The following is a 7,100-nucleotide window of genomic DNA, read 5'->3' as shown; positions in this document are numbered from 1 at the left end:
TTCTACGCTTTTGAGCAGTTCTTTGAAGCCCATGCTTTCAAAGTACGGGAAGCCCACGCTCGACAGTTTGTGCCACGGGTGATTCGGGTCCAGCTGACGCTGGAAGCTCCAGACCACGTCGTCGGCGTTCATGTCGCGGGTCGGCTTGAAGTATTCGGTGGTGTGAAACTTGACGCCTTTGCGCAGGTGGAACGTGTAGGTCAGGCCGTCTTCACTGATGTCCCAGGATTCGGCGAGCGCCGGAATCACCTCGGTGGTGCCGGGCTTGAAGTCCGCCAGACGGTTGAAGATGGTTTCGGCCACCGCATCGGCAGTGACTGCAGTTGTGTACTGGACCATGTCGAAGCCTTCCGGACTGGCTTCGGTGCAGACCACCAAGGGTTTGGCCGAGACGCCGATGGCGGCGCTCAACAACGCGGCAGCGACGGCCGCACGTAGGGGAAGCATTTTCATCGATAACCCTCTGCAATCGGTTGAAGACAAAAACCGAACGGCCGACTCATCATGAGTCAGCCGTCGGTTGGCGGTTTTTACAGGATGTTGAACGGAATGGTGGTCACGAGACGGAACTCGTTGATGCTGCCGTCGGACTGGTTTTCGCTGGCGCGGTGAGCGGTGTAGGTACCACGGATGGTGGTCGCCTTGAGTGGGCCGCTCTGCACCGCGTAGGTCGCACCGATGCCGTATTCATAGTGGTGCTCACCGTCCATATTGCGTACGTCGTACGCAGTGCCGGTGTAGTGAGTACCGTCGATGCCCCAGCCGCGAGCCTGGTAGATGTTGAACTTCAGACCCGGCACGCCGTATTCGGCCATGTTCAGGCCATAGGCCACCTGGAAGGACTTCTCGTTCGGACCGTTGAAGTCGGACAGCAGGGAGTTGGCCAGGTAGATGCCGTTGGTTTCGTGCAGGTAGTCGAAGTACTCGTTACCGTTAATTTCCTGGTACGAGAAGGTCAGACTGTGGGCCTGGTGAGTCAGGCCGAACGACAGGGAGTAGGTGTCGTTGTCGATTTCACCCATCTCTTTTTTGCCGGTGTCGACGGTCTTGTAGTAGTTCAGGCCGGTGGTCAGGCTGACGATATTGCTGTCACCCAGTTCGTGGGTGGCGCCGAAGTAGTACTGGTTCCAGAAGTCTTCAACCTTGGAAGCGTACAGGCTGGTCTTCAGGCTTTTCAGCGGCTGATAGTTCAGGCCCACGATGCTGACGCGATCGGTTTCAGCTTTGTTGTTGGTGTACTCGGAGCGGAATTTGGACAGGCTCTCTTCGGTACGCGGCGATACGCGGTCGAAGCTGCCGGCATCGAACGACAGGTTGTTCAGCTCTTCGCTGTGCAGGCTGACACCTTCAAAGCTTGAAGGCAGCGCGCGGTTGCCGATGGTGTCGACGATCGGGGTGCTGAAGTTCTGACGACCGGCGGTCAGGGTGGTGTTCGACACGCGGAACTTGACGTTGGCCAGACCCAGTTTGCTCCACTGGCCTTCAGCGTCACCGCCTTCTTTGGTCAGCGTACGGTTGTTGCCTGCGCCTGGACGCGAGCCCGGTGCACCGCCGTTGTTGGAGGCCAGGTCCTTGCGATCACGCTCCAGGGCCACCGCGTTGTACGCGGCCACTTCAGTGCTGACACCAACGGTGCCCTGCGTGAAGCCGGAGGTGTAGTTAACGATGGTGCCCTGTACCCAGTTGATACGACGATCAGTCGGGGTGGCAACGCCGTCCTTGCGGTAAGTGAATTTGCCGCCACGCTTGAGTTGTTCGTTGGCGTACCAGTTACGGGTGGTGCCGCTGATCGTGGAACCCTCGAGGAAGCCGGTGGCGTCAGCCTGGGCGCTCTTCTCGTTAACGGTTACCGGAGTGAACGCCTGGCTCTGTTCCTCGGCATACGCCGTGGCGGTGATGCTGCTGATGGCCAGGGCCAGTATCGCGGTGCTGCTCAGTTTCATGGGTGAAGCTCCTTTACTTTCTTTTTATGCCGGCTTTTTTTGGTATGCCGGTTTTTGGTTTAGAACTCGTTCACACATCGCAAACGTTTGCAAAAGGCCGGATTGGCGAATTTCGGCAAAGCGCTTGCGTGAAGGGGGTAGACGGCCCCCCTCAGCGTTGCGGCTATTCGGCTGGTTTAATCGATACCGACACCCGAGAACACGTTGCGGCCGAAGGGGCTGACTTTGAACCCTTCAACTTTGACGCTTAACGGTTGGTTGACCGTCGAGTGGGCGACAGGCGTGATCGGCACTTGCTGCTTGAGCAATTGCTGTGCCTGTTTGTAGAGCGTGGTGCGCTGGTCGCGGTCGGTGACGACTTTGGCCTGTTTGATCAGCTTGTCGTACGCCGGATCGCACCACATGGAGTAGTTGTTGCCGCCAATGGCGTCGCAGCTGTACAGCGTGCCGAGCCAGTTGTCCGGGTCACCATTGTCACCGGTCCAGCCGATCAGGCTGATGTCGTGCTCGCCGTTCTTGGTGCGCTTGATGTATTCGCCCCATTCGTAGCTGACGATCTTCACCTTCAGACCGATTTTCGCCCAGTCCGCCTGGAGCATTTCGGCCATCAATTTGGCGTTGGGGTTGTACGGACGCTGCACCGGCATCGCCCACAGGGTGATCTCGGTGCCTTCTTTCACGCCGGCAGCCTTGAGCAGCTCTTTGGCTTTTTCCGGGTTGTAGGCGGCGTCCTTGATCGTATCGTCGTAGGACCACTGGGTCGGCGGCATGGCATTGACAGCCAGTTGGCCGGCGCCTTGGTAAACGGCGTTGAGAATCCCTTGTTTATTCACCGCCATGTCCAGCGCCTGACGCACTTCGAGCTGGTCGAAAGGCTTGTGGCGCACGTTGTAGGCGATGTAGCCGAGGTTGAAACCCGGCTTGGAGATCAGTTGCAGTTTCGGATCGTTCTTCAGCGCATCGACATCGGCCGGACGCGGATGCAGGGTGATCTGGCACTCGTTGGCCTTGAGTTTCTGCACACGGACCGAAGCATCGGTGTTGATCGCGAAGATCAGGTTGTCGAGTTTGACCCGGCTCGGGTCCCAGTAATGTTTATTACCGGTGTAACGAATGTTCGAGTCTTTCTGATAACTCTTGAACACGAACGGCCCGGTGCCGACCGGCTTCTGATTGATGTCGCTCGGCTTGCCTTCTGCCAGCAGTTTGTCGGCGTATTCGGCGGACAGGATGGCCGCGAAGCTCATGGCGATGTTCTGGATGAACGCGGCGTCGACGCTGTTGAGCGTGAACTCCACGGTCAGTGGCCCGGTCTTTTCGACCTTGGCGATGTTCTTGTTCAGGCTCATCCCGTTGAAATACGGAAACTCGGTCGGATAAGCCTTACGGAAGGGCTGTTGCGGATCGAGCATGCGGTTAAACGTGAACAGCACGTCGTCGGCGTTGAAATCGCGGGTCGGTTTGAAATAAGGCGTGGTATGAAATTTCACACCTTCACGTAGGTGAAAGGTGTACTTGAGACCATCCTCGGAAATATCCCACTTGGTTGCCAGGCCTGGGACGACATTGGTTGCGCCTTTTTCGAACTCCACCAGACGGTTATACAGCGGCTCGGCGGCGTCGTTGTCCGTCGCCGTCGTGTATTGCGCGGTATCAAAACCAGCGGGACTGCCTTCGGAACAGAACACCAGGCTGTTGCTGGCGGCGTAACTGGCGGACGTGGCGGCCAACAGGCCGGCGCCCAGCAATGCGGAAAAAACCAAGGTATGGCGCATATGACGCTCCCTCTTTTTTAGTGTTGTGCAATGCGCCGCAGTCTCATCCGGAGACGGTGTGGTCGCATTGAGCTCAATCCAGTGCGTACGGCAAGCCGGTGGCCCACGCAGAAACTGGTCGGATCCCGACGGTAGGGGCCGTGGGTCTGGCAGTAAATGCGTAATTGCCTGAATACTCGTAGGAAAAGGCGACACGTCCTATACCGATGCAGTCATCCGCAGCGGAATTGGATGTAGGCAAATTCCTAGCTTCCCGGCAGGAAAAACAACGGCGACGTTAAAAACGTCGCCGTCGCCGTGCCTTAATTGCTGACGCTGACGCCGTAGAAGGAGTTCAGGCCGAATGGGCTGATCTTGAAATCCTGCACGTTGGCGCGCATGGGTTGGTACACCGTCGAGTGAGCGATAGGTGTCATAGGGACTGCATCTTTGAGGACGTGTTGCGCCTCTTTGTACAGTTCGGTGCGCTTGGCCTGGTCGGTCGTGCGCTTGGCTTCCTTGACGAGGCCGTCGAACTTCTTGTCGCACCACTTGGAGAAGTTGTTGCCGCTGAGCGAATCGCAGCCGAACAGCACGTTCAGCCAGTTGTCCGGGTCACCGTTGTCACCGCTCCAGCCAATGATCATGGCCTGGTTCTCGCCACCTTTGGAGCGCTTGATGTACTCGCCCCACTCGTAGCTGGTGATCTTCACGTTCAGGCCGATCTTCTTCCAGTCGGACTGAAGCATTTCAGCCATCAGCTTGGCGTTCGGGTTGTACGGACGCTGCACCGGCATCGCCCACAGCACGATCTCGGTACCTTCCTTGACGCCGGCTTCCTTGAGCAGCTGCTTGGCTTTCTCAGGGTCGTACTTGGCGTCCTTGATGGTGGTGTCGTAAGACCACTGGGTCGGCGGCATGGCGTTGACGGCCAACTGGCCGGCGCCCTGGTAAACCGAGTCGATGATCTGTGGCTTGTTCACGGCCATGTCCAGCGCCTGGCGCACGCGCAGGTCAGCCAGCGGGTTCGGTTCGTTGCTGCCTTTGACCTTGTCCATCACGTTGTAGGCGATGTAGCCCAGGTTGAAACCGGCCTGGTCAGGCATCTTCAGGGTCTTGTCGGCCTTGAGGGCCGCCAGATCCGCTGGACGCGGAAACAGGGTGACCTGGCACTCGTTCTTTTTCAGCTTCTGGATACGTACCGACGGGTCGGTGGTGATGGCGAAGATCAGGTTGTCGATCTTCACGTCGTCAGGCTTCCAGTAGTCCTTGTTGCCGGTGTAGCGGATGTTGGAGTCTTTCTGGTAGCTCTTGAACACGAACGGGCCGGTGCCGACCGGTTTCTGGTTGATGTCGGCTGCCTTGCCTTCTTTCAACAGCTGCGCTGCGTATTCAGCGGACTGAACCGAGGCGAAGCTCATGGCCATGTTCTGGATGAACGCGGCATCGACTTCTTTCAACGTGAACTTGACGGTGTGGTCGTCGACTTTATCGATCTTGGTGATGTTGGTGTCCATCCCCATGTCGGTGAAGTACGGGAATTCGGTCGGGTACGCCTTACGGAACGGGTCATCCTTGTTAATCATGCGATTGAAGGTGAACAGCACGTCGTCGGCGTTGAACTCACGAGTCGGCTTGAAATACGGGGTGGTGTGGAACTTGACGCCTTCACGCAGGTGGAAGGTGTAAGTCAGGCCATCTTCGGAAATGTCCCACTTGGTCGCCAGACCAGGAATCACGGCGGTGCCGCCGCGCTCGAACTGGGTCAGGCGGTTGAACATGGTTTCGGCTGAGGCGTCGAAGTCGGTTCCGGTGGTGTATTGGCCTGGGTCGAATCCAGCCGGGCTCCCTTCGGAGCAGAACACCAGGTTAGTCGCAGCGGATGCGAAAGGTGCGGAGGCTAACAAGCCTGCGCCGACTAAAAACGGAATGACCGCGTGTTTAAGCATGTTGGCCTCATGATTTGTTGTCATTTTTTGATTTGAGGTACGACCTCGTGAGTCGTGCCTGCGGATACTTATGCAGCGACCATACCCATTGCAAGATCCAGAGCGACTGCCGGCCTCAAAGCGTGGCACGAACGTACCTTAATGTCGCATCTGTGTAACTTCTGACGCATTTGACCGTTTGCGGGTGGTTTTTACGGTGCAAACGGGGCCCCAAATTGGTGCGCGGGTCACGTTGTGCGCGCCGCCTTGGGGCTTGGTGTTACTTATTTATACCCACGCCATAGAACGGGGTCAGCCCGAACGGACTGATGCGGAAGTCAGTGACTTCCTTGCGCAGCGGCTGGAACACCGTGGAGTTGGCAATCGGCGTGATCGGCACCTGCTGTTTAAGGATCAGTTGCGCCTGTTGATACAGTTTTACCCGTTGCGCCTTGTCGGTGGAGACCTTGGCCTGCTGCACCAGTTTGTCGTATGCGGGGTCGCACCATTTGGCGTAGTTGCTGCCTTTCACTGCCGCGCAGCTGTAGAGCACGCCGAGCCAGTTGTCCGGGTCGCCGTTGTCACCTGTCCAACCATAGATCATCGCATCGTGTTCGCCATTCTTGGCGCGCTTGATGTACTCGCCCCATTCGTAACTGACGATGTTGGCCTTGATGCCGATCTTGTCCCAGTCCTGCTGGATCATTTGTGCCGACATTCGCGCATTCGGGTTCGATGCGCGCTGCACCGTCATCGCCCAGAGATTGATGGTTGTACCCGGTGCAACCCCGGCTTCTTTCAGTAGCGCCCGCGCTTTGACCGGGTCGTATGGAGCATCCTTGATGTTCGGGTCATACGACCATTGCGCCGGCGGCAAGGCGTTTTGGGCCAGTTGGCCGGCGCTTTGGTAAACGGCTTTGATGATCGCCGGTTTGTCGATGGCCATGTCCAGTGCCTGCCGCACTTTGAGCTGGTCGAGTGGCGCGTGGGTGGTGTTATAGGCGAGGAAGCCGAGGTTGAAACCGGCCTGCTTGAGCACGCGCAGGTTCGGGTCTTTTTCCATCACTTCGATGTCGGCCGGGCGTGGGTAGCCACTGACCTGGCATTCGCCCGCCTTGAGTTTTTGCAGGCGTACGGCGGCGTCCGGGGTGATCGAGAAAATCAGGTTGTCGATTTTGACGTCTTCGGGTTTCCAGTACGCCGTGTTGGCGGCGTAGCGGATTTGCGAGTCCTTCTGGTAGCGCTTGAACACGAACGGGCCGGTGCCCACCGGTTTCTGGTTGAGGTCGGCGGCTTTGCCTTCCTTCAACAGTTGCGCGGCGTATTCGGCCGATTGCACCGAGGCGAAGCTCATGGCGAGGTTTTGCACGAACGCGGCGTCGACGTTGTTCAGGTTGAAGCGCACGGTCTGGTCGTCGATCTTTTCCACGGATTTGATCGTGGTGTTCAGGCCCATGTCGGTGAAGTACGGGGAC

General features: G+C 57.8%; 5 protein-coding genes. All 5 read right to left on the bottom strand.

The window, feature by feature from the left end; all coding sequences use genetic code 11:
* Nucleotides 1–453 (bottom strand): ABC transporter substrate-binding protein (locus DBR24_RS33665; protein WP_256591815.1); only part of this gene is annotated, 453 nt, incomplete at its 3' end.
* 77 nt (nt 454–530) lie between these two features.
* The gene (locus DBR24_RS24880) at nt 531–1,943 is read right to left on the bottom strand and encodes an OprD family porin (RefSeq protein WP_128616060.1); all 1,413 of its coding nucleotides are present in this window, start codon (nt 1,941–1,943) and stop codon (nt 531–533) included.
* Between the two features lie 176 nt (nt 1,944–2,119).
* Complete coding sequence (locus DBR24_RS24875) at nt 2,120–3,718, bottom strand: ABC transporter substrate-binding protein (RefSeq protein WP_128616059.1); 1,599 nt, start codon at nt 3,716–3,718, stop codon at nt 2,120–2,122.
* Between the two features lie 302 nt (nt 3,719–4,020).
* Entirely contained in the window at nt 4,021–5,646 is a 1,626-nt protein-coding gene (locus tag DBR24_RS24870) for an ABC transporter substrate-binding protein (protein WP_128616058.1), read from the bottom strand.
* A gap of 259 nt (nt 5,647–5,905) precedes the next feature.
* Nucleotides 5,906–7,100: ABC transporter substrate-binding protein (locus tag DBR24_RS24865; RefSeq protein WP_146189117.1), on the bottom strand; the 1,195-nt coding region annotated here is incomplete at its 5' end.

Source organism: Pseudomonas sp. HMWF006 (assembly GCF_003061205.1).
Classification (GTDB): domain Bacteria; phylum Pseudomonadota; class Gammaproteobacteria; order Pseudomonadales; family Pseudomonadaceae; genus Aquipseudomonas; species Aquipseudomonas monsensis.
Note: the sequence above shows the minus strand (reverse complement) of the source record. Positions and strands in the feature narration are given on the sequence as shown.

Bases quoted from the DNA above. Each gene is read 5' to 3' on its own strand.
- DBR24_RS24880 (WP_128616060.1), bottom strand. From the start codon at position 1,943: ATGAAACTGAGCAGCACCGCGATACTGGCCCTGGCCATCAGCAGCATC.
- DBR24_RS24875 (WP_128616059.1), bottom strand. From the start codon at position 3,718: ATGCGCCATACCTTGGTTTTTTCCGCATTGCTGGGCGCCGGCCTGTTG.
- DBR24_RS24870 (WP_128616058.1), bottom strand. From the start codon at position 5,646: ATGCTTAAACACGCGGTCATTCCGTTTTTAGTCGGCGCAGGCTTGTTA.